Genomic DNA, 24,182 nt, shown 5'->3' on the forward strand with positions numbered 1-24,182 from the left:
AGGTCCGAACGCCGAAGTCGGCGAGATGAACGATGAGAGCGGCGCCCAGTGCCCCGTCGCGCATGGGCAGCTCAAGCACCCGACCGAGGGTGGCACCAACAGTGAGTGGTGGCCGAACCAGCTCAACCTGAAGATCCTGCGCAAGCACCCGGCCGAGGCGAACCCGATGGGCGGCGAGTTCGACTACGCCGCCGCCTTCGCCACCGTCGACCTCGACGAGCTGGCCCGCGACATCGACGAGGTGCTGACCACGTCGCAGGACTGGTGGCCGGCCGACTTCGGCCACTACGGCCCGTTCATGATCCGGATGGCCTGGCACAGCGCCGGCACCTACCGGATCCACGACGGCCGCGGTGGCGCGGGCGCCGGCATGCAGCGGTTCGCGCCGCTGAACAGCTGGCCGGACAACGGCAACCTGGACAAGGCCCGCCGGCTGCTCTGGCCGGTGAAGAAGAAGTGGGGCGCCAAGGTCTCCTGGGCCGACCTGATGATCTTCACCGGCAACCGCGCGCTGGAGACGATGGGCTTCAAGACCTTCGGCTTCGGCGGCGGCCGCGCGGACGTCTGGGAGCCGGACGAGGACGTCTACTGGGGTCCCGAGACCACCTGGCTGGGCGACGAGCGCTACACCGGTGACCGCGACCTGGAGCGTCCGCTGGCAGCGGTCCAGATGGGCCTCATCTACGTGAACCCGGAAGGCCCGAACGGCAACCCGGACCCGCTCGGCTCGGCCCGCGACATCCGCGAGACGTTCGGCCGGATGGGCATGAACGACGAGGAGACCGTCGCGCTGATCGCCGGCGGCCACACCTTCGGCAAGACGCACGGCGCGGCCGACCCGGAGAAGTACGTCGGGGTCGAGCCCGAGGGCGCTCCGCTGGAGGACCAGGGCCTGGGCTGGAAGCAGGGCTTCGGCACCGGCAAGGGCCGCGACACGATCACCAGTGGCCTGGAGGTCACCTGGACCTCGACGCCGACCCAGTGGAGCAACGGGTACTTCGAGAACCTGTTCGGCTACGAGTGGGAGCTGTCCAAGAGCCCGGCCGGCGGGCACCAGTGGGTCGCCAAGGACGGCGCCGGGGCGAACACGATCCCGGACCCGGAGGACGGCACGCTGAACCGGCCGCCGACGATGCTGACCGCCGACCTGGCGCTGCGCTTCGACCCGATCTACGAGCAGATCTCGCGCCGCTTCCTGGAGAACCCGGACCAGTTCGCGGACGCGTTTTCCCGCGCCTGGTTCAAGCTGACGCACCGCGACATGGGCCCGATCCAGCGCTACCTCGGCCCGCTGGTGCCGCAGGAAGAGTTGGTCTGGCAGGACCCGGTTCCGGCCGTCGACCACGAGCTGATCGGCGCCGACGACATCGCCGCACTCAAGGCGCAGATCCTCGGCACCGGCCTCTCGGTCGCGCAGCTGGTCAGCACCTCCTGGGCGTCGGCAGCGTCGTTCCGCGGCAGTGACAAGCGCGGTGGCGCGAACGGTGCCCGCATCCGCCTCGAGCCGCAGCGCGGCTGGGAGGTCAACGAGCCCGAAGCGCTCGCCCAGGTCCTGCGGACGCTGGAAGGTGTCCAGGAGACCTTCAACGCGAGCGGCAAGAAGGTCTCGCTGGCCGACCTGATCGTCCTCGGTGGCGTCGCCGCCGTCGAGACGGCCGCCAAGGCCGCCGGGTACGACGTGGAGGTGCCCTTCACGCCGGGCCGCACCGACGCGTCGCAGGAGCAGACCGACGTCGACTCCTTCGCCGCGATGGAGCCGACCGCGGACGGCTTCCGCAACTACCTCGGCAAGGGCAACCGGCTGCCGGCGGAGTACCTGCTGATCGACCGGGCGAACCTGCTCACCCTGACTGCCCCCGAGATGACCGTCCTGGTCGGTGGCCTGCGCGTCCTGGGTGCCACTCACGGGCAGTCGCAGTACGGCGTACTGACCGAGCGGCCGGGTCTGCTGACCAACGACTTCTTCGTCAACCTGCTCGAGCTGGGCACGACGTGGAAGCCGTCGGCGGCCGACGACGGGACGTACGAGGCGATCGGCGCCGACGGTGCGGTCAAGTGGACCGGCACCCGGGCGGACCTGGTCTTCGGCTCGAACTCCGAGCTGCGGGCGCTGGCGGAGGTCTACGCCAGTGACGACGCGCAGGAGAAGTTCGTCCGCGACTTCGTTGCCGCGTTCGACAAGGTGATGAACCTGGACCGCTTCGACATCCGCTGATCCAGTGTCACAGGACAGCCCGGGCCAGTTGGCCCGGGCTGTTCGTGTGAGTTGGGACCCCGACTCGACGGTAGGGGTTTCCGCCTGGGAATGTGTGCGGTGACAGGTTTTCCGACGACAGGAGTACTGCCCGGTGTTCAGCCGTATCGCCATCGTCAACCGGGGAGAGGCCGCCATGCGGCTGATCAACGCGGTCCGCGAGCTCAACGCCGAGACCGGGAGCCGGGTCGAGACGGTGGCTTTGTACACCGACGCCGAGCGCTCCGCGACCTTCGTCCGGGCGGCCGATCTGAGCTACCCGCTGGGACCGGCGGCCAGCCGGCCGTATCTGGACCACGCCAAGCTGGAGCGGGCGCTCACCGAGACCGGTGCGGATGCCGCCTGGGTCGGCTGGGGCTTCGTGGCCGAGGACCCCGGGTTCGCGGAGCTGTGCGCGCGGATCGGTGTCACCTTCATCGGCCCGAGCGCGGAGGCGATGCGCAAGCTCGGTGACAAGATCGGCTCGAAGCTGATCGCCGAGGAGGTCGGCGTACCGGTCGCGCCGTGGAGCCGAGGTGCGGTCGACTCGCTGGACGCGGCGATCGCGTCGGCGGCCGAGGTCGGCTACCCGTTGATGCTGAAGGCAACGGCCGGTGGTGGTGGCCGCGGTATCCGGGTGATCCGGGACGAGGACGAGCTGCGTGAGGCCTACCAGCGGACCAGCGACGAGGCGGCTCGCGCCTTCGGTAGCGGTGTGGTGTTCCTGGAGCGTCTGGTCACCGGCGCGCGGCACGTCGAAGTACAGGTCATCGCGGACGGGCAGGGGACCGCTTGGGCGCTGGGCGTCCGCGACTGTTCGGTGCAGCGGCGCAACCAGAAGGTGATCGAGGAGTCGGCGTCGCCGGTCCTCTCACCGGATCAGAACGCCGAGCTGAAGGAGTCGGCCGAGCGGTTGGCGCTCGCGGTCGGCTACCGCGGCGCGGGCACGGTCGAGTTCCTGTACCACCCGGGCGACAAGCTGTTCGCCTTCCTGGAGGTCAACACCCGGCTGCAGGTCGAGCACCCGATCACCGAGCTGACCACCGAGTTCGACCTGGTCAAGGCCCAGCTGCACGTCGCCGGGGGCGGCCGGCTGGAGGGGCCGCAGCCCGTCGAGCACGGTCACGCCGTCGAGGCCCGGCTGAACGCCGAGGACCCGGATCGCGACTTCGCGCCGTCGCCCGGCCGGATCGCCCGGCTGCGACTGCCGTCCGGCCCGGGAATCCGGGTCGACACCGGGGTCAGCGAGGGTGACGAGATCCCGGCCGACTTCGACTCGATGATCGCCAAGATCATTGCCTACGGCCGGACCCGCGACGAGGCGCTCGGCCGGCTGCGTCGCGCGGTCGCCGACACGACCGTCGTCCTGGAGGGTGGCGCGACCAACAAGAGCTTCGTGCTCGACCTGCTGGACCAGCCCGAGGTGATCGACGGCAGCGCGGACACCGGCTGGATCGATCGCGTCCGGGCCGAGGGCCGGCTGGTTTCGAGCCGGCACTCCGGCGTCGCCCTGATCGCCGCGGCGATCGAGGCGTACGAGGAGGCCGAGCGGGTCGAGCGGCAGCGGCTGCTGGAGACCGCTCGCGGCGGCCGGCCGCAGATCCAGCACGAGGTCGGCCGCGCGATCGCGCTGAAGCTGCGCGGCGCGGCGTACAAGGTGTCGGTGGCCCGGATCGGTCCGCACCGGTACCGCGCGGGCGTGGGCTCCGGCGACGAGTTGCAGTACCTCGACGTCGAGATCGAACGGCTCGACGCGTACGACGCGCGCATCCTGGTGGCCGGCCGGCGTTTCCGGCTGATCACCGCGACGCACGGACCCGTGCACCTGGTCGAGGTCGACGGCGTCACGCACCGGGTCAGCCGCGACGAGGGTGGCGTGATGCGCGCACCCGCTCCGGCTCTGGTGGTCGCGACTCCGGTCGCGGTCGGTGCCGAGGTCGAGGCGGGCGCGCCGGTCCTCGTGCTGGAAAGCATGAAGATGGAGACGGTGCTCTACGCGCCGTTCAAGGCGATCGTGCGTGAGCTGCCCGTCTCCGCCGGCAGCCAGGTCGAGACTGGCGCACCGCTGGTCCGGCTGGAACTGGTCAGTGGTGCTGAGGTCAAGGTCGAGACGGCGGAGGGCGCCGACCTCGAGTTGCCCGAGCAGACCCGGCCGACCGCCGCCGATCGCACCGCTCGCCGGCTGGACGATCTGCGCAGCATGCTGCTCGGGTTCGACATCGACCCGCGCGACGAGGGCCGGACGCTCTCGGAGTACCTGGAGGCCCGTGCGGAACTCGCCGAGCCACCGGTCGCCGACGAGATCGAGGTACTGCGGCTGTTCGCTGACCTGGCCGAGTTGAGCCGCAACCGCCCTGTCGGTGAGGACCTCAGCACCGAGTTGCGGGTGCACAGCCCGAAGGAGCACTTCCACACCTACCTGCAGACGCTCGACACCGAGCGGGCCGGATTGCCGGCCGAGTTCTGTGAGCGGCTGGCCCGGGTGCTCGGTCACTACGGCGTCAAGGATCTGGACCGTAGCGACGAACTCGTCGACGCGGTGTTCCGGATCTTCCTGGCCCAGCAGCGCACGTCTCCCGACGTACTGCTGGTGACCGCGTTGCTGCAGCAGTGGCTCGCCGAGCCGCTGCCCGCGCCGCCGTCGGACGCCGAGGCGAACGCGCTGCTCGACCACTTGGTGCTCGCCACCCAGCTGCGTTTCCCGGTCATCGGCGACCTGGCCCGCAGCGTGCGGTTCCGTTGGTTCGACCAGCCGCTGGTCGACCAGGCTCGGGCCGAGGTGCTGTCGATCGTCGGTGACGAGCTGGCGACGCTCGCGCTCGACCCGGACGCTCCTGACTACGCGGAACGCGTCGAGGCGCTGGCGACGATCCCCGAGCAGATCGTCCGGTTCCTGGCCGATCGGCTGGAGCGCGGCGTCAACGGCAACGAGCCGATGCTCGAAGTACTGGTCCGCCGCCACTACCTCGAACACGAGCTGCACGACCTGCGCAACGCGAGCGTGAACGGCCGCGCGGTGACCACCGCCGACTACACGCTCGACTCCCGACCGACGCACCTGGTCAGCACGATCGGCACAGTCGACGAGCTCGCCGATCCCGAGAGTGCGCTGGTCCATGACCTGACCGCCGAGATCGTCGCGCGCCCGGCCGGCCACGAAGCAGTCACCGACCTCTACCTGTCCTGGCCCGGTACGCCGGAAAGCCAGCAGGAGGCGTCCGACCGGCTGTGCGAGATCGTCGCCGCGTTGCCGTTCATCCAGCAGGTACGCCGGGTCGCCATCGCGGTGGTCCCGGGTGGTGGCCGTGAGGTCTGGTACTTCACCTACCGCCCGTCGCCCGACGGCATGGTCGAGGACGACAACGTCCGTGGCGTGCACCCGATGGTCGGCCGCAGGCTCAACCTGTGGCGACTGCGCGACTTCCGGATCACCCGGCTGGAAGCGCCCGAGGACGTGCTGCTCTACCACTGTGTTGCCCGCGACAACGAAGCTGACGAGCGCCTGGTGGCGCTGGCCCAGGTTCGTCAGTTCGCCGTGGTCCGGGACGAGTCCGGCAAGGTCACCTCGCTGCCGCACGTCGAGCGCGCGATCGCGAACTGTCTCGAAGGCATCCGCCGGGCCCGTACTGCGCGCGGTGCGGCAGGCGCCCGGCTGGAGATGAACCACGTCTGGGTGACGGTCTGGCCGGTCATCGACGGTCAGGTCGCCGAGCTGACCGCCCTGCAGCGCAACATCGCGCCGCTGACCTCGGGTGCCGGGATCGAGGAGGTCGTCGTCACCGGCCGCGTGGTCGGCTCGAACGGGCAACCGTTCCCGGTCGTCGGCCGGTTCTACTACCAGCCCGGCGCCGGTGTCGTCACCGCGGTCGAGCGGCCCGCCACCGAGCCGCTCAAGCCGCTCGACGACTACGCCCAGAAGGTACTGCGGGCCCGTCGCCGCAACACCGTCTACCCGTACGAGGTCGCCGGCATGGTGGTCGGCGCGGGCGGAAGCTTCGTCGAGCACGACCTGGACGACTCGGGCGCACTGGTCCCGGTCCAGCGGCCGCGCGGACTCAACAAGGCCGGCCTGATCGTCGGCGTGATCAGTACGCCGACCCGTCGGCACCCCGAAGGCGTCACCCGGGTCGTGCTGAGTGGTGACCCGACCAAGGCACTCGGCGCGGTCGCCGAGGCGGAGTGCGCGCGCATCATCGGCGCGCTCGACCTGGCCGAGCGGCTCGGCGTACCGGTCGAGTGGTTCGCGGTCTCGGCCGGGGCCCGGATCTCGATGGACTCCGGTACAGAGAACATGGACTGGGTCGCCAAGGCGCTGAAGCGGATCGTCGAGTTCACCCAGGCCGGCGGCGAGATCAACGTCGTGGTGGCCGGGATCAACGTCGGTGCGCAGCCGTACTGGAACGCCGAGGCGACCATGCTGATGCACACCAAAGGCATCCTGGTGATGACGCCGGACAGCGCGATGGTGCTGACCGGCAAGCAGACGCTGGACTTCGCCGGTGGGGTGTCGGCCGAGGACAACTTCGGCATCGGTGGTTACGACCGGGTGATGGGTCCGAACGGGCAGGCGCAGTACTGGGCGCCCGATCTGGCCGGTGCGCGGGACATCCTGATGGCGCACTACGACCACACGTACGTCGCACCGGGGGAGAGCGGGCCGCGGCGGGCGCCGAGCTCGGACCCGCACGACCGGGACGTCACCACGTATCCGCATGATCCGGCCGACGGCGGGTTCACCTCGGTCGGCGAGATCTTCGGGACCACGACGAACCCGGACCGCAAGAAGGCGTTCGACATCCGCACGCTGATGCGGGCGGTGTCGGACCAGGACCACCCGATGGTCGAGCGCTGGGCCAACATGGCCGACGCGGAGACCGCGGTCGTCGCGGACACCCGGCTCGGCGGGCTGTCGGTCTGCCTGCTCGGGATCGAGTCCAAGCCGGTACCGCGGCGTGGGTTCCCGCCCACCGACGGGCCGGACACCTACAACGGCGGCACCCTGTTCCCGCGCTCGTCGAAGAAGGCGGCCCGCGCGATCAACGTTGCCAGCGGCAACCGTCCGCTGGTGGTGCTGGCGAACCTGTCCGGGTTCGACGGTTCGCCGGAGTCGATGCGCAACCTGCAGCTCGAGTACGGCGCCGAGATCGGCCGGGCGATCGTGAACTTCCGGGGACCGATCGTGTTCTGCGTCGTCTCGCGGTACCACGGTGGCGCCTTCGTCGTGTTCTCCAAGGCGCTCAACCCGTCGATGACGGTGCTCGCCGTCGAGGGTTCGTTCGCGTCCGTGATCGGTGGCGCGCCGGCGGCCGCGGTGGTGTTCTCCGGTGAGGTGAACAACCGCACGTCGGCCGACCCGCGGGTCACCGAGGTGGCGCACCGGCTGGCCGAGGCCGAGGGTGCCGAGCGGGCCGCGCTGACCAACGAACTGGCCGAGATCCGCTCGGCGGTCCGGGCGGAGAAGCTGGGCGAGGTCGCGGCCGAGTTCGACCGCGTCCACAACATCCACCGAGCCGTCGCCGTCGGATCGGTCGACGCGGTGATCAGCCCGGAGGAGCTCCGGCCCCAGTTGATCGCCGCCATCGAAGCCGGCCTGGCCCGCACCACGTCGTAGTACCCGCGCTCACTCCGGCGGTTGGCCGCCGGAGTGAGCCAGGGCGATGGTCAGAGCCAGGACTGTTTGGGGGTCCTCCAGGCGCGGGCCGTAGAGGTCCCGGATCTGGCCCATGCGGTAGCGGACGGTCTGCGGGTGGACGTGGAGGGCCGCGGCGACCTCGTCGCGGCGGCCGAGGTGGAGTAGCCATTCGCGCAGGGTCTCCGCCAGGCGCTCGGCCGTGGCCGGGCGGACCGCTTCGAACGGCGCGAGCACCTGCCTGCGGAGATCGTCGAGCGCCGCCTGGTCGGACGTCACCACGAAGGTGGTCAGGTGCCGCTCGGTGTCGACCGGCGCATCGGGCTCGGCGGTCAGCCGCAACTGCCGCGCCCGCAAGGCCCGCAGGTACGACGTACGCACGGCCGTCCAGGGTTGGGTCGGGCCGACGTAGGCCTGGTAGCCGCGCATGTTCCGCAGCAGAGCGGTCCGCGCTGACCCGTCGGCATCGGGAACCAGCAGCACGGCCACCTCCGACGCGTCCTGGTCGTCGGCGTAGGACTCGTCGGCATCGCCTGGAGTGAGGTCGGCCTCGGGGCGCAGCGTCCGCGGATCGAGGGCGCCGAGGATTCCGCGGACATGCGCGCTGGGCAGGATCACCGCGGTCAGGGTGCGTGGTGGCTCCCAGTCGGCCAGCTCCGCCCGGCCGATCAGTTGCTCGGGGGAGTCGCCCTGCAGGAGACCGCGGCCGAGTTCCTGGAGATAGCGCTCTCTGACGCGGCCCGTTGTCGCCAGCTCGTCGGTGTGGCCGGACACGCTGGCGGCGGACAGTTCGTCGATGTAGGCGAAGACCAATTCGGCGAACTTGGCCAGTGTGTCGGCGGAGAGACCGGCCTCGACCGCAGTACGGGACAGCTCTCGCCAGGCCACCCGGGCACCGACTCGGTAGGCGGCGAGGAGAGCGTCCATGCTCCGGCCGCTGCGAGCCTCGCCGCGGCCGAGCACATAGGCGCCTTCGAGAGCGGGAGCGAGCGGCGTACCGGGATCCCCGCTGCTCGCCAGCCGGAGGAATCCGCCGAGGGCGAGCTGGACGGCACCCTCGATCTTGGCGCCCATCGGGCCCGCGAGCGCGTTGGTGTAGGCGGGCACTTCGACGATGATCGCGGTCACGGTCAGCCCGGCGATGTCCCGCAACCGGGAGCGCAACAGGTCGACGGCGGCCTCGCCCAGCTCGAGCTCGGCGGCGCCGCGGGCGGTCCGGCTGGCGTGCCGGGCGGGGTCGATCTCGGCCATGTTGTTCCCTCCGAACAAGATCGCGGAACAGATTCACCGCTGGCGGTCATGAAACTACACCGTGCGCCGAGGATGCTGGTACCTATGACCACGTTTGCGTCCGACACGGGAGCCCCAGCCACCATGCGGGGGCGGCTGCGTGACCGGCTCTGGCGAGTCGCGGCGGCTGCCACCCATCCGCTCGACCCAGCCGAGTACCTCGACATGTTCCGCCCCTTGCGGGCCGGCGCCGACCTGCGCGCCCGGGTCGTCGAGGTCCGCCCCGAGACCGCCGACGCGGTGACCGTCGTACTGCGGCCCGGCGCCGCCTGGCGCGGGCACCAGCCGGGACAGTACGTCCGGATCGGGCTCGAGGTCGACGGCATCCGGCTGTGGCGTTCCTACTCGTTGACCTCCGCGCCGGGCAGCGAACTGCTCACCATCACGGCCAAAGCCGTGCCGGACGGCCTGGTGAGCGCACACCTCGCCCAGGAGCTGCGACCGGGCCAATTGGTCCACCTGGACCAGGCGGTCGGAGACTTCGTGCTTCCGGACCCGGCGCCTCGCAAGGTCCTGTTCGTCACCGGCGGCAGCGGCATCACGCCCGTCATGGGCATGCTGCGGTCCGGCCTCGACCGGCTCGACGACGTCGTCCTGGTGCACTCCGCGGCCTGTGCCGACGACGTGATCTTCGGCGACGAACTGCGCCGGTTCGCCGACGACGGCCGATTGCGACTGGTCGAACAGCACACCGACACGCAGGGCCGGCTCGACGTCGCGGCGCTGGCGGACGTAGTACCGGATCTGGCCGAGCGGGAGACCTGGGCCTGTGGGCCGGCCGGTCTTCTGGACGCGCTCGAAGAGCAGTGGGCGGCGCTGGAGTTGGCCGGCCTGCACACCGAGCGCTTCCGGACCGCGCTGGCCGAGCCGGGTGAGGGCGGCACCGTCCGCTTCACCGGCACCGGAACCGTGGTCGAGCTCGACGGCACCACCCCGATCCTCGACGCGGGCGAGCAGAACGGCGTACTGATGCCGTCCGGCTGCCGGATGGGGATCTGCTTCTCGTGCGTGCTGCCGCTGCGCTCGGGCTCCGTGCGTGACCTGCGCTCCGGCGACGTGACGACTGCCGCACCGGGCGACGGGGTACTCATCCAAACCTGCATCTCGGCCGCGGCCGGCGCGTGCGACATCGACTGCTGAGGAAAGAGACTCATATGACCGTTCTGCAGAAGAAGACCGACAACCCGATCGCTCACCTGAGCGCCGACGACATCGAAGAGATCGGCCGCAGGCTCGACGCGATCCGGGCCGAGGTGATCGCCGCCCGCGGCGCGTCGGACGCGGCGTACATCCGCAAGGTCATCAGCGTGCAGCGCAAGCTCGAGCTGTCCAGCCGGGCGGTGCTGCTGCTGTCGCTGTTCCCGCCGGCCTGGATCGTCGGTACGGCGGGACTGTCGGTGGCCAAGATCCTGGAGAACATGGAGATCGGCCACAACGTCATGCACGGCCAGTGGGACTGGATGCGTGACCCGAAGATCCACTCGACCAAGTGGGAGTGGGACCATGCTTCGCCGTCGGAGCAGTGGAAGCACTCGCACAACGAGCTGCACCACACCTACACCAACGTGGTCGGCAAGGACAACGACCTCGGCTACGGCATCATGCGGGTGGACGAGGACCAGAAGTGGTACCCGGCCTACCTGGCCCAGCCGCTGTGGAACTTCATCAACGCGATGTTCTTCGAGTACGGCATCGCGGCGTACGACCTGGAGCTCGGCAAGAACCTGGCCACCAAGAAGCGGCGCAAGGACCCGGAGTTCAAGGCGCGCGCCAAGCAGGTGTTCAAGAAGATCCGCGGGCAGATGACGAAGGACTACGTCGTGCACCCGCTGCTGTCGGGTCCGTCCGCCGTGCACACGCTGGCCGCCAACTTCACCGCCAACATCGTGCGCAACGTGTGGGCGCACTCGGTGATCATGTGCGGTCACTTCCCCGAGGGCGTGCAGACCTTCGAGAAGAAGTCGATCGAGGGCGAGACGCGCGGCGAGTGGTACCTGCGGCAGATGCTCGGCTCGGCCAACATCAGCGGCGGCCGCGCGATGCACATCATGACCGGCAACCTGTCGTACCAGATCGAGCACCACCTGTTCCCCGACCTGCCGAGCAACCGGTACCAGGAGATCGCACCGAAGGTGCAGGCGCTGTTCGACGAGTTCGGGCTGCAGTACACGACCGGGCCGCTGCCGAAGCAGGTCGCGTCGGCGTGGGCGAAGGTCTTCCGGCTGTCGCTGCCGAACGACTTCGGCTCGAAGGTCCGGGGTGCGCTCACCGGCTCACAGCAGCGTCCCCTCACTGCTGGCTGACCACTGGCTGGTCAGTGCGCGGCGGCGACGGCGAGCAGGAACCAGCCGGTGTGCGGGATCCACTGCTCGGCCCAGCGCCAGGCGTCACCTGCGGGGGCGTCGGCGGGCAGGAACGCAAGATCCTGCTCGTCGGCCCACCCTGAGGTGACGCCGTTGACGATCCCACCGGGCAGGTTGGGGAAGTCGGAGGAGTAGTCGGCGTTGTTGCGACCGCGGCCCTGGAGCATGGAGGAGTCGAACGGGTTGCGCCCGGCGATCCAGGCGAGCTGGTCGTCGGCGAAGACGCGCAGGCGCGCTCTGGTGTCGTCGCTGAGCCCGTCGAGCCGCGCACAGGCACTAGCCGCAGCCGAGAGCGAAGCGATCGCCGCATTCTCCCCTTGCCACCAGTACCCGGTCTCGTTGGCATGCGGAAAGAAAAACCCTTCCCGAGGCTCCCCGCCCAGCGGCTGAACGAGCCCCCGCGGATACCCAAACGGATTAACCACCCCCGCAGTCCGCTCCACCACATCAACCATCACCCGCACCGCAATCTCCCGAGCCGCCCCAGCCTCAGGCGCCCCAGGCAACACCTCCGCAAACCGCAACAACGCAATAACCGGCAACCCAGGCTCCACAGCATGAAAAAACGGCCGCCCTGCCCCATCCACCCGAAACCACCCAGGTCCGTCACCGGGGCGCTCATACCGCCCGATCACTGAAGATGCCCGCCGCCGCGCCGCCTCCGCCGCGGCGGAGCTGACCGCTGCCTCCGCGGCTGTTAATTCTGTGGTGGCTAGGAGGGCTGTGTAGTCGTCGAGGAGGTTTTCGGTGTGGTCGAAGAGGTAGGTGGGGTTGTGTTGTTCTAGGTGGGTGAAGGCCTCGTGGGCTGCGGTTAGGTAGGTGGCTCGGGGGTGGTCGCCGTCGTCTTCGAGGGTGGAGGCTCGGGCTAAGGCGGCTATTGCTAGGCCGGCGCCGTGGCGGTAGGCCGCCTGGTAGCGGGGGGTGCGGACGGAATTTTGGAGAGGGGCGGTGATGTATCGCTCCTCCAGGCGCTTGGTGAGGGCGTCGAAGATGCCTGTGTAGAAATAGCCCTCGGGGGAGCGGAACCGGGTCAGGAAGTCGGCACCCCACAGCGCCTCGTCGCGCAGCCGGGCGCCCAGGACCGGCACGAGAGCCGGCCGGTACGCCGCGAGCTCGTCGCGTGCCGCCATCATCGCCCAGGCGCACAGCGGGATCTGCTGCGGGCTCATCGCCGACGTGTAGGTCAGATGCGACAGGAATTTGCTGGTGTCCCCGCTCGCGTCCAGCCACCCACCCCGCGCATCCACAGTCGCCCCCGACGTGTCGCCCCACAACCGCGCCGCCCGGTCCTTGCGGTCGATCTCGCCGCTCGACCTCATCGCCTTGAAGTAGGCCAGTACGTCGGACATGGTCTGCCGCTGGAGCCGCTCCGGACCGACCACGAACGGCTCCGACCACACGTCGACCCCGTCGCCGGCCACCCGGACCCGGTAGGTGCCTTCGGCAAGCAGCTCCGGCAGCGGGATCCGGGACCACGGCCCGCCGCTCCATCCAGGCACCCGCTCGACCGGGCCGGGCCGTAGTACCGACACTCCCGAGGGGCCGTGCAGCTCCGCCGTGAAGGGACGATCCGGTACGACGGCGATCGCGGCTTTCGTCGCGTCGCTGCCATAACCGAGGTGGCAGACCAGTACGCCGGGCGTCGTCTCGTCAAGTGGCCGCACCGGATGACCTTACTGCGAAGAGTTTCAGGAACTGTGACACTCCTGGTGGGTGCTCGTGAGCACCGTGGCGCTTAGCCTTGAACTATGCGTCCAGCCAGAGTGGGCTTACGCACTGCGACCCAGTCGATGATCAAGTTTGTCGGCGTCAGTGTCCTCGCCGGTGCGCTCGCGGCTGGGCTGGTGGTCCCGTTCGCCGGGTTCGCCGGCAGCGGGACCGAGGACCTCGCGGCCACGATGGCGAACCTGCCGAAGGAGCTCCAGACCGAGCCGCTGGCGGTTCGCAGCCGGGTGCTCGCGGCGGACGGCAGCCTGATCACCACGCTGTACGAGCAGAACCGGGTCCCGGTCCGGCTCGACCAGGTCAGCTCGATCATGCGCAAGGCGATGGTCGGGATCGAGGACTCGCGCTTCTACGACCACGGCGCGCTGGACGCCAAGGGCACGCTGCGCGCGATGCTGCGCAACCAGAGCGAGGGCGAGGTCCAGCAGGGCGGATCGAGTATCACCCAGCAGTACGTCAAGCTGAGTCTGGTCGAGAAGGCGAACACCGCCGAGGAGCGGCAGCGGGCCACCGCGGTCTCCTACCAGCGCAAGCTGACCGAGCTGCGCTACGCGATCGCCGTCGAGTCCCAGCTCTCCAAGGACCAGATCCTGGAGCGCTATCTCAACCTGGTGAACTTCGGCGACGGGGCGTACGGCGTACAGGCTGCTGCTCAGCACTACTTCCGGATCTCGGCCAAGGACCTCAACCTCCCGCAGGCCGCGCTGCTGGCGGGGCTGGTGAAGAACCCGACCGGTTACGACCCGACCAACAACCTGCAGCGCTCCAAGGAGCGGCGCGATCTCGTACTGCGGCGCCTGCAGGAGCTGGGCGTGATCACCGCCGCGCAGGCCAACGCGGCGATCAAGAGCCCGATCGACCTGAGCCGGATGCGCAAGGTCCCGAACGGCTGCGCCAGCTCGCGGTACCCGTTCTACTGCGAGTACGTCGTCTCCAAGCTGCTCGACAACCCCGCGCTCGGGCGCACCGTCAAGGATCGCGAGCACCGCCTGAAGACCGGCGGGCTGACCATCCGGACCACGCTCGACCCGAGGATCCAGGCGGCCGCGCAGGCGTCGATCAAGGAGCACACCAAGCGCACGGACACCGCGATCGCGGCCATCACCGTCGTCGAACCGGGCACCGGGGTGGTGAAGGCGATGGTGCAGAGCCGGCAGTACGGGAACGGCCGGTACCAGACGGCGTACAACTACAACGTGGAGAAGTCGTACCCCGGCGGCTACGGCGGCTTCCAGAACGGCTCCACGATGAAGGCGTTCGTGCTCGCCGCGGCCCTGCAGCGCGGCCTGCCGATGAGCCACCGGATCAACTCGCCGCAGCAGATCGACCTCAGCAACAAGCCGTTCCGGACCTGCAAGGGCTGGACCCGCGACCCGGACTACAAGCCGAAGAACTCCACCAAGAGCGGCGACCTCACCATGGTCGAGGCAGCGCGGTACTCCACCAACACGTACTTCCTGCAGCTGTCCCAGCAGACCGGACTGTGTGCGCCGGCCACCATCGCCGGCAAGCTCGGCATGTACAACGCGCAGTCGCTCAAACCGCTCGACCAGGTGGTGTCGTTCACGCTGGGCGTCGGGTACACCACGCCGCTGATGCTCTCGAACGCGTACGCCACCTTCGCCGCCCGCGGCAAGTACTGCCGCCCGCTGCTGTTCGTCTCGGTCCACGACAACGCGCGGCGGCTGATCGACACTCCGAAGGTCAGCTGCGAACAGGCGATCCCGCCGGCCGTGGCCGACGGCGTCAACCGGGTTCTCAGCGCGGTGATGGAGCCAGGCGGCACCGGCGGACGGCTGAACTTCGGCAACTGGGACCTGGCCGGCAAGACCGGCACCATCCAGGACAACAAGGCCGTCTGGTACGCCGGTTACGCGCCGAACCTGGCCGCCGCCGCGGTCGTGGCGGACGCGACCCTGCCGTACACGAACCTGATGTACCGGCACACCCTCGACGGCAAGGACATCTCCGACCCGACCGGCTCCGGTACCGCGGGCCCGCTGTGGCAGACCGCGATGATGGGTGCGCTCCAGGGCATGCCGCTGGAGCGCTTCGTCCCGCCGAGCCCGACGATGGTCGGCAAACCGACCGAGCCGAAGAAGCCGAAGGAGCCGAAGCCCGAGTGACAACGCCCGGTACGCCGGACCTGGACCCGATCGCGCAGGCCACAGCGGATCTCGCCGCCCGTCTCGGCATCGAGCCCGCCGAGGTGACAGTGGTCAGTTCGACCGAGGTGACCTGGCCCGACGGCAGCCTCGGTTGCCCTGAGCCCGGAATGTTCTACACCCAGGCCCTGGTCAACGGCACCCGCACGGTGCTGGAGGCGAACGGCAACCGGTACAACTACCACTCCGGCGGCGGCCGCGCTCCGTTCCTGTGCATGTTTTGACCTGGGCCTGACCGGACACCCGCTACGGTGACAGTGAGCCATGTCGCCGATCGGAGGGCGAGTGATGTTGGGACTGCCTGGTCAGATACGCGCCTGTCTGTTCGACCTCGACGGCGTGCTGACCGACACCGCGGCGGTGCACGCGGCCGCGTGGAAAGAGATGTTCGACGACTTCCTGCGCGACCTGGCCGTCAGGACGGGCACTCCCTTCGTGCCGTTCGACGCGCACGCGGAGTACGACGCCCATGTCGACGGCAAGCCGCGGCCCGACGGCGTCCGCGACCTGCTGCTGTCCCGGGGTATCACGCTGCCGGAGGGGCATCCCGACGATCCGCCGGGCACCCAGACGATCAACGGGCTCGGCAACCAGAAGAACGTCGCCGTACTACGCCGCATCCGCGACGACGGCGTCCGGGTGTTCGAAGGGTCGAGGCGCTATCTCCAGGCGGCCCGGGACGCGGGGCTGCGGCGGGTCGTGGTGTCGTCGAGCGCGAACACCGGCGAGGTGCTCCGGGTGACCGGTCTGGCCGAGCTGGTGGAGCACCGGATCGACGGGTTGACGATCCGGGAGCAGGGGTTGCGGGGGAAGCCGGCACCGGACACGTTCCTGCAAGGGGCGGCGTGGTGCGGCGTACAGCCATCCGAGGCGGTCGTCTTCGAGGATGCGCTGGCCGGGGTGGAAGCGGGCCGGGCGGGTGCCTTCGGGTTCGTGGTCGGCGTCGACCGGGTCGGGCAGGCCGTGCAACTGAAGGCGCACGGAGCCGACATCGTCGTCACCGACCTGGCCGACCTGATCGACACCCCCACCCCCGATGGGCCGCAGCGATGAGCGATCGCCCGCAGCGAAGGGCCGCAGCGATGAGTGACACCCCCGACCACGAAGGGCAGCAGGCATGATCGATCGTGGGCCGCATCCGATCGAGCCCTGGCAGTTGCGGGAGACCGAGCTGCCGCTGGACAAGCTGGCCCAGGCCGAGTCCTTGTTCGCCCTGTCCAACGGACACATCGGCCTGCGCGGCAACCTCGACGAGGGCGAGCCGTACGCGATCCCCGGCACCTATCTGAACTCCTTCTACGAGGAGCGTCCACTCCCGTACGCCGAAGCCGGCTACGGCTACCCCGAAGAGGGCCAGACCCTCGTCGACGTCACCAACGGCAAGCTGATCCGGCTGCTCGTGGACGACTCGCCGTTCGACGTCCGGTACGGCGAACTGCACTCGCACGAGCGCTGCCTCGACTTCCGCGCCGGGATCCTGCAGCGCAAGGTCGACTGGACCTCACCCGCGGGCAAGCGGGTCAAGGTGCGGTCCCGGCGACTCGTCTCGCTGACCCAGCGCGCGGTGGCCGCGATCGAGTACGTCGTCGAGGTCGACCAGCCGGTCCGCCTGGTGGTCCAGTCCGAGCTGGTCGCCAACGAGACCCAGCCGGAGTTGTCGGCCGACCCGCGCGTGTCCGCAGTACTGGAGAATCCGCTCAAGGCGGTGTCGCAGGACAGCGATGCCGAGGAGGTCGTGCTCGTTCACCGCACCTGCTCGAGCGACCAGCTGATGGCCGCGGGGATGTCGCACCAGGTCGAGTGCCCGGTCCGGACCGAGGAGGATGTCGACGTCCGGGAGGACTGGGCGCGGCACACGATCATCACCGAGCTGGAGCCGGGACAGACCCTGCGCGTGGTGAAGTTCCTGGCGTACGGCTGGTCCAGTCTGCGCTCGGAGACGGCCATCAGCGACCAGGTCTCGGCCGCGCTGGCCGGGGCGCAGTTCTCCGGCTGGGACGGTCTGGTCGAGCAGCAGCGCGAGTACCTGGACGACTTCTGGGACGCGGCCGACGTAGAGGTCGAAGGCAATCCGGAACTGCAGCAGGCGGTCCGGTTCGCGTTGTTCCACGTCCTGCAGGCGGGTGCGCGCGCCGAACGGCGAGCCATTCCGTCCAAGGGGCTGACCGGCGCGGGGTACGACGGGCACACCTTCTGGGACACCGAGGGATTCGTGCTGCCGACGTTGACCTTCACCATGCCGCACGCGGCCGCCGACGCGTTGCGCTGGCGGCACTCCATCCTCGGCCTGGCGAAGGAACGCGCGGCGGTGCTCGGCCTGAAAGGTGCGGCCTTTCCCTGGCGCACGATCCGCGGGCAGGAGTGTTCGGGGTACTGGCCGGCCGGCACGGCCGCCTTCCACATCAACGCCGATATCGCCGCGGCAGTCGGGCGGTACCACCTAGCCACCGGTGATGACGCCTTCATCAAGGACTGCGGCCTGGAGTTGCTGGTCGAGACGGCCCGGTTGTGGATGTCACTCGGGCATCACGACCGGCACGGGAAGTGGCACCTGCCGGGCGTGACCGGCCCCGACGAGTACAGCGCCGTTGCCGACGACAACGTTTTCACCAACCTGATGGCCGCGCGAAACCTCCGCCTGGCCGCCGGCTTCGCCACCCGCTTCCCCGACCACGCCCGCAAGCTGGGCGTCGACACCGAGGAGGAGGCGCGCTGGCGGGACGCTGCCGCCGCCGTCCACATCCCGTACGACGAGGAGCTCGGCGTACATCCGCAGTCGGAGGGCTTCACCGACTACGCGGAGTGGGACTTCGAGGAATACCGGGACAAGTACCCGCTGATGATGCACGCGCCGTACTTCGAGCTGTACCGCAAGCAGGTCGTCAAGCAGGCGGACCTGATGCTGGCGATGTACTGGTGCGGTGACGAGTTCACCCCGGAGCAGAAGGCCCGCAACGTCAACTACTACGAGCGGATCACGGTTCGCGACTCGTCCTTGTCGGCCTGCGTGCAGGCGGTGACGGCGGCCGAGGTCGGGCATCTCGACCTCGCCTACGACTACGCCTACGAGGCCGCGCTGATCGACCTGCTGGATCTCCACCACAACACCGGCGACGGACTGCACATGGCTTCGCTGGCCGGTGCCTGGAGCGCCCTCGTCGGTGGCTTCGGCGGGCTTCGCGAGCGTGAGTCCGGGCTCTGCTTCAACCCGGCGCTGCCGCCCGGGCTGTCCCGGCTGGCGTTCTCCGTCCGCTGGCGCGGCGTCCGGCTGCGGGTGGAGATCACCCAGGACCAGGTGACGTACTCCGTCCACGACGGGCCGGACGCGTCCTTGACCGTCGCCCATGTGGGTGAGCCGATCGAGGTGACCGCCGACAAGTCGGTGACGCGGTCGCTGGTCAAGCGTGAGCCGATGCTGGACCGCCCGACCCAGCCGGCCGGGCGCGAACCGATGTCGGCGCTCGGCAACACCACGAGCATCCACCACCCGGACAGCTGACACACCACAGCGGTCTCCTCGCAGGGGCGGCGCGAGGAGACCGCTGTGTTCAGCTCGAGCTGGGCCCGGCTCAGGTGGGCCCAGCTCAGGCAGGATCAGCTGCAGGTGGGCTCACCGGGCTGGGCGCCGAGGCTGACGGCGTTCCAGGCGGCCTTCACCTTGTTGTACTTCGCACACGTCGGGTCCAGGTTCTTGGCGGCGTTCAGGGTGGCGATGCGCCACTTGGGGTAGCTCATCCCGGACGTCTTGAGCATCATCGCGTTGTAGAAGATCCGGCCGGCCTCCTTGATGCCGATCCCGGTCAGCGTGCTGCTGTTGCAGGTCGGGCTCACCGGCTGGCCGTTGGTGGGGTTGGTGCCTTCGGCAAGCAAGTAGAACCAGTGGTTCATCGGCCCGGCCGCGGCGTGCACCGACGAGGGCAGGCTGGTCGAGTAGCAGTTCGGGTGGCCGGAGACCTTCGACGGGTTGTACATGTAGCGGATCGGGCCGTTGCCGACCAGGTTGATCAGCTCGCCGACCTCGTAGTCCGGCTTGTCGTTCGGGTTGTTCAGGTAGTGCTCGGTCAGTGCGCCCCAGATGTCGGCGACCGACTCCTGGCTCGGGTAGCCGGAGATGCCGCTCGGCGTCTTGGCGTCCAGTCCGTGGCCGTACTCGTGGGCCACCACGTCGGTACCGGTGATCCAGTAGTTGAGGTTGTTGCGGCCGAAGACGACGCCACCGATGTTGCTGGAGTGGTTCCAGTACGCGTTGACGTCCGGCAGCCCGACCTCGGCGTCGGCCCAGTTGCCCCGGCCGTCGAGACCGTTGCGGCCGTACCAGGTCTTGAGCAGGTCCCACTCGCCGGCGGCGACGTACATGACGTCGACACACCCGGAGACCTTGTCGGTCTTGCTGGCGCTGCCCCAGACGTTGTCGGCGTCCGTCATCACCGCGTTGGTGCTGTAGTCGATACAGGACAGGCTCGGGCGGGCCGGGTCGGTCATCCGGTAGGAGCCGCCGGACGACGTCGTACCGAAGGTCAGACCGGTGCCGTTCCAGATGCCGCGGCCGGTGCCGGAGGCGGTCTGCTCGGCGGTGTGGGCGACCTTGGCGGTGGTCGCGTCGACGTACACGAGCTCCTGGGTGGAGTTGTTGCCGTGGTCGTGGGCGGCGTGCTTGGCCTTGCCCGCGACCGGAACCTCCCAGGCCAGGACGGGTTTGGGCTGGCCCACGACCAGGACGACGAGCTTCGGCGTACCGGTGCCGGTCACGGTGGTGAAGGCCTTGCGCGCCGAGGCGGTCGCCTGCGCGGGCGTGAGTTTCGGCGTCGTACCGACCGAGATGGTCGCCTGCGAGGCGGCAAGCGTGGTGAGGACGTTGCCGGCGGCATCCGTGGAGACGACGGCGTCGCCACCGACGACCTGCAGGCCCTGATACGTCTTGTTGTAGGAGACGTAGAACAGGTCCTGGGTGTCGGCGTCGCCTCCCTCGAAGACGCCGAGGCGGGTGTACTTCTCCTGGCTGCCCTTGCGCAACGTGCCGACTCCGGCGTTGACCGCGCGATCGGCGGCTGCGACGGCGACGGCGGTGGCGTCGGGCGGACTGGCCACATCGGTCGGTGCGGACGCTCCGGCGGCAAAGCTGCTGCTGGCCAGGGTGCCGGCGATCAAGGCGGCGGTCAGGCCGGTGACTGCGGACAACTGGACGGCGCGGCGGCTGCGCTGGGCGATCCGGGGTTTCTGAACTCTCACGTTCGTACTCCTCACGGGGGCGGTGTGAGAAGTACCGTGACGAACTGGCCGGAATCGCGGCAAGCAATCGTCACCCTCGGTTGGGGTGCGAGGACACAGAACAAGGGGAAGCCTTCGGCCCTGCCGGCCTCCGGCGTGAGAGCAGAGGGTGACCAGTCGTTGACAATCAGCTCCGGACTGTGGTGGCGACCTCGGCCCCGTACTGCGGATGGCCGGCCAGCCAGTCGGTGTAGCGCGGGCTGCGCGCGATGGAATCGAGATAGGCCAGCCCGGCGAGTTCGATCACCTGATTCGCCAGCCCGGCGGCGGGTCCGTCGGGATGCCACCCGATCAGATGCCGCCACTTCAGCGGCACCCCTTCGATCGGTACGGCGACCACACCGGGCATCTCGCGGAACACCGGCTGGCAGAGCACCACCGCGTCACCGGATTCGACCATGTCGATGCAGCTCACCACATCGGTTTCGTACAGGGTGCTGGGGGTGAAGCCCGCTCGGCCACAGGCGGCGGCGAAGCAGTCGGCGAAGCAGCCGTCGCCGGGGGTCGCGCCCCATTGCTCGGTGGCGAGCTGCGCGAGGTCGACGGCTGGAGAGCCGGCCAGTGGATGGTCAGCCGCGAGTAGGACGAAGACAGGATCGGTGCCGAGCACCCGCCAGGTCAGGCCGGGCTGGGCCGGCGGTGGCGCGTCGCCGCAGACGCCCACGATGGTGTAGTCGATCCGTCCGTCGGCGACCATCGCCGCGAGTTCGTCGGCAGACCAGGAGACCTGCGTGGTCACCCGCATCCCGGGGTAGACCGCGGTCAGATGATGGAGGAGCCGGCCGAGCAGGTGGCCGGTCGCCGAGCCCACGGTCAGACTCGCCGGGGCTTCGCCGATCCGCCCGTTGCTGTTGCTGAACCGAGCTGCTTCCTCCTGCAGCCCGGAGACGGCGGGAAGGAGCAGCCTGGCTCTGGCGAGGACGAGCTCGCCGAGCGGAGTGGGCCGGATGCCGGTCCGGTCGCGTTCGAACAACACCCCACCGAGCACCCGCTCGATGCGCTGGAGTTGGGCGGTGAGGGCCGGCTGGGCCAGGCCCAGGTTTCCGGCAGCTTTGGTGATGGAGCCCGCATCTGCCACTGCACAGACGATGCGCAGATGTCTTAGTTCCAGCTCCATGGCAGCAAGGTAGGCAACCGGAGGCCGATCAGGAAGAGTCCGATCGGCCTCCGGCCGCGTCAGTACTGCTTCACAGGACTTGCCACAGCGCTGGGACGTTCGGTGGTTCCCAGCCTGGTTGAGCCGTGTGGCCCTGCAGGCAGCGGTAGGTCCGGCCGTTGTAGGAGGCGAGCGTCGCGGCCGGATAGGCGGTGCCGGCTGCCCAGGCCGGCGTGGGATTGGTCGGAGTGGCTGTCGGAGTCGGGGTCGGGGTCGGAGTTGGCGTGACCGTCGGAGTGGGTGTCGGAGTGGGTGTGGGTGTGGTTCCGAAGGTCACGTCGGAGCAGGTGTAGAAGGCCTCCTGACTGTCGGAGCGCTGCCAGATCGAGTAGACGAGATGCCGTCCACTCCGGACCGGCAGCACTGCATTCATCTGGTAAGCGCCGTTGGTCAGCGGCGGATCGGTAGCCCGATGGAACAGCTCCAGGTCCGCCCACCGCAACGGCTGCGCCGGGTTGAACCCCGGCCGCGTGAGGTACAACTCGAACGACCCACGATGAGCCGCCGTCGCCCGATAGCTGAAGGTGTGGCTGCCGCCCGAAGGCAGCGTGGTCGCCGGCCAGTCCGCCCGGGCCAGATCAAAACCCTGGTACTTCGAGCGGTTGGCACTGCACAGCTTGCCGTCCGGGATCAGTTCGCGGTGCCGGCCGCCCGCGTTGGCGATATTGACCTCGTTCCAGTCGTAGACCGCCTGGGTCCCACCGAGTGCGATCGCCGCCTTGCACGCCGCGGAGTCGGGGGACTCCGCGCCTTCGAGGAAGCAGGTGTAAGTGCGGCTCGCCGGGCTCTGCATCGAGCCGTGCCCGAGCGCCGAGGCGGCGAACAGACAGGAGGCGCCGACGACGATCGCGGTGGCTGAACTGATCAGGACGGTCTTCTTGCGTGTCATCAGGCCGTGGTCCACAGAGCCGGGACGTTCGGGGGTTCCCAGCCGGTCTGGGCTGTGTGGCCTTGCAGGCAGCGGTAGCGCTGGCCGCTGTAGGTGACGGTGGCGCCGGTCGCGTACGTCGTACCGGCCTGCCAGGTGGTGCCGCCCGGCGGGGGAGTGGTGGGAGGAGGCGTGGTTGGCGGGTTTCCGCCAGTGACGGTCAGCGTCAGGCTGTATGCGCTGAGGATCTCGTTCACCGGCTGGAAGTAGATGACGCCGCCGGAGGTGCAGTTGCCGGATCCGCCCGACGTCACACCTTGCGCCTGGTCACCGGTCAGCCAGGAACCGCCGGAGTCACCCGGTTCGGCGCAGGCGTTGGTCCGGGTCAGGCCGGTGATGGTGCCTTCGGGGTAGGTCACCGACGCGTTCTTCTGCTGGATGGTGCCGCAGCGCCAGCCGGTGGTGGAACCTGACCGGCAGACCGACGAGCCCACCGCGGCTTCGGTCGAGCCGGCTACCGGCACGGTGCCGGGGTACCGGTTGACCAGTGGCTGTGGTGTGTTGCCGGCGGCCACTCTCACCCAGGCGTAGTCGTTGCCCGGAAAGCTCGATCCGGCAAACGTCCCGCTGGGCTGCGTGGTGGTCGCTCCGACTCGGCCACAGTGGCCGGCCGTCACGAAGCCGCCGGTGACCGCGAAGCCGACCGAGCACCGGGTGCCGCTGCCGATGTAGTAGGCGTTCCCGCCGATGATGTCGATCAGTGGCTTCGGGCTTTCGGTGGAGGTGACGAAGCGGACTGTCGCCGCGTCGACCCCGCTGGCCTTGGCAAACGCCTTGGCCTGTTGGGTTTTGCCGGGCTTGGTCAGCATGACGAGCTGGTTCGTGGTGACGTCGACGTACCAGCCGGGCACCGTCTTGGGAGCCTTGGAGGCCTTGCTGTCCAAGCGGTTCTTGAGTGCTTCGAGCTGGGTCAGGCTGCGCGGTACAGCCTTGGGGACGGCGCCGGCGGCACGGACCAGTCCGGCTCGGGCCGCATCGGTGATGCCGACGGTGAGTGTGCTCGCGTCGCGGTCGAGCCAGGCGCCGCCGAACGCAGTACCGAGGCTGGTGCGCAGGAAGCCCTCGACCTCGGCGGCCTGGTGTTCCCGGGCCAGCCGGGTACGAGCCTCGTCGGGGCTGATCCGCAGGTCTCGGGCGAGCGCGCTCAGCATCGGGTCCTGTGCGGCGGCCCCTTCCTGGTACTGCGCCGCGTTGCTGGGGATGAGTGGGCTGAGCGTGACGGCGGCCACCAAACCTGCTGCGGATACGGCGGCCGCGAGGGCGGCGATCTTTCGGGACATCGGCAACTCCTGCCAGGGGGCGGTCCAGCTACGGATTGTTGAATCGGACCGTAACGACCGGGCACCCCCGCCCGGCACATCTCAGCTGGGTCATACCGCGCTGCTCAACCGGCCGGTTCGAGACGATTGAGCGCGGACCTGCACA

Annotated in this window: 14 protein-coding genes; 8 read left to right on the plus strand and 6 right to left on the minus strand. The window is 69.3% G+C overall.

Features of this window, described 5'->3' with window-relative positions; all coding sequences use genetic code 11:
• Nucleotides 1–25: 25 nt before the first annotated feature.
• Both katG and AB0F51_RS17400 read left to right on the plus strand, forming a co-directional pair.
• Entirely contained in the window at nucleotides 26–2,215 is a 2,190-nt protein-coding gene (katG, locus tag AB0F51_RS17395; protein WP_360281562.1) for a catalase/peroxidase HPI, read from the plus strand.
• A 133-nt stretch (nucleotides 2,216–2,348) separates the two neighbouring features.
• A complete protein-coding gene (locus AB0F51_RS17400) occupies nucleotides 2,349–7,844 on the plus strand; it encodes a carboxyl transferase domain-containing protein (protein WP_360280877.1) in 5,496 nt (1,831 codons plus the stop codon).
• Between the two features lie 9 nt (nucleotides 7,845–7,853).
• On the opposite strand, the gene AB0F51_RS17405 is transcribed toward AB0F51_RS17400, so the two are convergent.
• Nucleotides 7,854–9,113 (minus strand): helix-turn-helix domain-containing protein, encoded by a 1,260-nt coding sequence (locus tag AB0F51_RS17405; protein WP_360280880.1) that lies wholly within the window; start codon nucleotides 9,111–9,113, stop codon nucleotides 7,854–7,856.
• A gap of 84 nt (nucleotides 9,114–9,197) precedes the next feature.
• Between AB0F51_RS17405 and AB0F51_RS17410 the strand changes: the two genes are divergently transcribed.
• Nucleotides 9,198–10,292: a ferredoxin reductase gene (locus AB0F51_RS17410; RefSeq protein ID WP_360280882.1), complete on the plus strand. Its 1,095-nt coding sequence runs from the start codon at nucleotides 9,198–9,200 to the stop codon at nucleotides 10,290–10,292.
• A 14-nt stretch (nucleotides 10,293–10,306) separates the two neighbouring features.
• Nucleotides 10,307–11,455, plus strand: a complete 1,149-nt coding sequence (locus AB0F51_RS17415) for an acyl-CoA desaturase (RefSeq protein ID WP_360280885.1) — start codon at nucleotides 10,307–10,309, stop codon at nucleotides 11,453–11,455.
• A gap of 11 nt (nucleotides 11,456–11,466) precedes the next feature.
• Here the strand turns inward: AB0F51_RS17415 and AB0F51_RS17420 are convergent, their stop codons facing one another.
• Nucleotides 11,467–13,179 carry a glycoside hydrolase family 9 protein gene (locus AB0F51_RS17420; RefSeq protein ID WP_360280888.1) on the minus strand — a complete coding sequence of 571 codons (1,713 nt, stop codon included), beginning with the start codon at nucleotides 13,177–13,179 and terminating at the stop codon, nucleotides 11,467–11,469.
• Nucleotides 13,180–13,305: 126 nt separating this feature from the next.
• Between AB0F51_RS17420 and AB0F51_RS17425 the strand changes: the two genes are divergently transcribed.
• The 4 genes from AB0F51_RS17425 to AB0F51_RS17440 all read left to right on the plus strand — a co-directional run bounded on the left by AB0F51_RS17425 (nucleotide 13,306) and on the right by AB0F51_RS17440 (nucleotide 18,904).
• Complete coding sequence (locus AB0F51_RS17425) at nucleotides 13,306–15,366, plus strand: transglycosylase domain-containing protein (protein WP_360280890.1); 2,061 nt, start codon at nucleotides 13,306–13,308, stop codon at nucleotides 15,364–15,366.
• Nucleotides 15,363–15,629, plus strand: a complete 267-nt coding sequence (locus AB0F51_RS17430) for a hypothetical protein (RefSeq protein WP_360280893.1) — start codon at nucleotides 15,363–15,365, stop codon at nucleotides 15,627–15,629. Before AB0F51_RS17425 ends, AB0F51_RS17430 begins: the two co-directional genes overlap by 4 nt.
• Nucleotides 15,630–15,693: 64 nt before the next feature.
• Nucleotides 15,694–16,458: a beta-phosphoglucomutase family hydrolase gene (locus AB0F51_RS17435; RefSeq protein WP_360280895.1), complete on the plus strand. Its 765-nt coding sequence runs from the start codon at nucleotides 15,694–15,696 to the stop codon at nucleotides 16,456–16,458.
• Between the two features lie 64 nt (nucleotides 16,459–16,522).
• Nucleotides 16,523–18,904 (plus strand): glycoside hydrolase family 65 protein, encoded by a 2,382-nt coding sequence (locus tag AB0F51_RS17440; RefSeq protein ID WP_360280898.1) that lies wholly within the window; start codon nucleotides 16,523–16,525, stop codon nucleotides 18,902–18,904.
• Between the two features lie 95 nt (nucleotides 18,905–18,999).
• Here the strand turns inward: AB0F51_RS17440 and AB0F51_RS17445 are convergent, their stop codons facing one another.
• The 4 genes from AB0F51_RS17445 to AB0F51_RS17460 form a co-directional block, all read right to left on the minus strand.
• Complete coding sequence (locus AB0F51_RS17445; RefSeq protein WP_360280901.1) at nucleotides 19,000–20,634, minus strand: M4 family metallopeptidase; 1,635 nt, start codon at nucleotides 20,632–20,634, stop codon at nucleotides 19,000–19,002.
• A gap of 166 nt (nucleotides 20,635–20,800) precedes the next feature.
• Entirely contained in the window at nucleotides 20,801–21,790 is a 990-nt protein-coding gene (locus AB0F51_RS17450; protein ID WP_360280904.1) for a LysR family transcriptional regulator, read from the minus strand.
• A 70-nt stretch (nucleotides 21,791–21,860) separates the two neighbouring features.
• A complete protein-coding gene (locus AB0F51_RS17455; protein WP_360280907.1) occupies nucleotides 21,861–22,718 on the minus strand; it encodes a lytic polysaccharide monooxygenase in 858 nt (285 codons plus the stop codon).
• The gene (locus AB0F51_RS17460) at nucleotides 22,718–24,037 is read right to left on the minus strand and encodes an alpha-lytic protease prodomain-containing protein (protein ID WP_360280910.1); all 1,320 of its coding nucleotides are present in this window, start codon (nucleotides 24,035–24,037) and stop codon (nucleotides 22,718–22,720) included. Before AB0F51_RS17460 ends, AB0F51_RS17455 begins: the two co-directional genes overlap by 1 nt.
• Nucleotides 24,038–24,182 lie beyond the last annotated feature (145 nt).

It is taken from the genome of Kribbella sp. NPDC023855 (assembly GCF_040639475.1).
Taxonomy (GTDB): Bacteria; Actinomycetota; Actinomycetes; order Propionibacteriales; family Kribbellaceae; genus Kribbella.

Bases quoted from the DNA above. Each gene is read 5' to 3' on its own strand.
- katG (WP_360281562.1), top strand. From the start codon at position 26: ATGAACGATGAGAGCGGCGCCCAGTGCCCCGTCGCGCATGGGCAGCTC.
- AB0F51_RS17405 (WP_360280880.1), bottom strand. From the start codon at position 9,113: ATGGCCGAGATCGACCCCGCCCGGCACGCCAGCCGGACCGCCCGCGGC.
- AB0F51_RS17410 (WP_360280882.1), top strand. From the start codon at position 9,198: ATGACCACGTTTGCGTCCGACACGGGAGCCCCAGCCACCATGCGGGGG.
- AB0F51_RS17415 (WP_360280885.1), top strand. From the start codon at position 10,307: ATGACCGTTCTGCAGAAGAAGACCGACAACCCGATCGCTCACCTGAGC.
- AB0F51_RS17425 (WP_360280890.1), top strand. From the start codon at position 13,306: ATGATCAAGTTTGTCGGCGTCAGTGTCCTCGCCGGTGCGCTCGCGGCT.
- AB0F51_RS17435 (WP_360280895.1), top strand. From the start codon at position 15,694: ATGTTGGGACTGCCTGGTCAGATACGCGCCTGTCTGTTCGACCTCGAC.
- AB0F51_RS17440 (WP_360280898.1), top strand. From the start codon at position 16,523: ATGATCGATCGTGGGCCGCATCCGATCGAGCCCTGGCAGTTGCGGGAG.
- AB0F51_RS17450 (WP_360280904.1), bottom strand. From the start codon at position 21,790: ATGGAGCTGGAACTAAGACATCTGCGCATCGTCTGTGCAGTGGCAGAT.
- AB0F51_RS17455 (WP_360280907.1), bottom strand. From the start codon at position 22,718: ATGACACGCAAGAAGACCGTCCTGATCAGTTCAGCCACCGCGATCGTC.
- AB0F51_RS17460 (WP_360280910.1), bottom strand. From the start codon at position 24,037: ATGTCCCGAAAGATCGCCGCCCTCGCGGCCGCCGTATCCGCAGCAGGT.